General features: G+C 36.0%; 1 protein-coding gene. It reads right to left on the bottom strand.

The window, feature by feature from the left end; all coding sequences use genetic code 11:
* A partial coding sequence (locus AC4IF5_RS20405; RefSeq protein ID WP_490737788.1) for a hypothetical protein occupies nt 1-489 on the bottom strand: 489 nt, incomplete at both ends.

Below are 489 nucleotides of genomic sequence, written 5' to 3'. Positions count from 1 at the left end.
ATTATACCAAGCATTCCAGGTATCAATCTTATCCCAAGTAGAACCTGGCCAGCTCTCATTAGTATACCGGAGCATATAGCTTCCCTGTGATGTGATTACAGTAGAATAGGCATTGGTATAGCTTCCTGTATATATTCTGGACTGTTTCATCAATTTATTCAGAAATGTCCTTACATCCTTAGGTGAAAATATTTTAATAGCAGAGTTATCTTCACAATCATAATCGTTATGAATGTGCAATAATCCTGCTACACCGTTTTCATTTTCAGGGAAATCCAGACCTTTAGAACAAGGAGCTCCATCTATTACCGGAAATCCTGAAGGTAAATTTGAACCCACAGGCGATAGCCTCTCATAAAATCCTTTTTCATGATCCATTGCGAACATTTCAGGTTTATTAAGCTCTTGAAATTTGGCAAAGAATTTTGCATCAGAAATTTTATTTTTCACTTTTTTACAAGGATCATCATCAGGACTCATATAATCAGG

Source organism: Chryseobacterium sp. UF-290, assembly GCF_058245615.1.
This window is presented reverse-complemented; position numbering and strand designations above follow the sequence as displayed.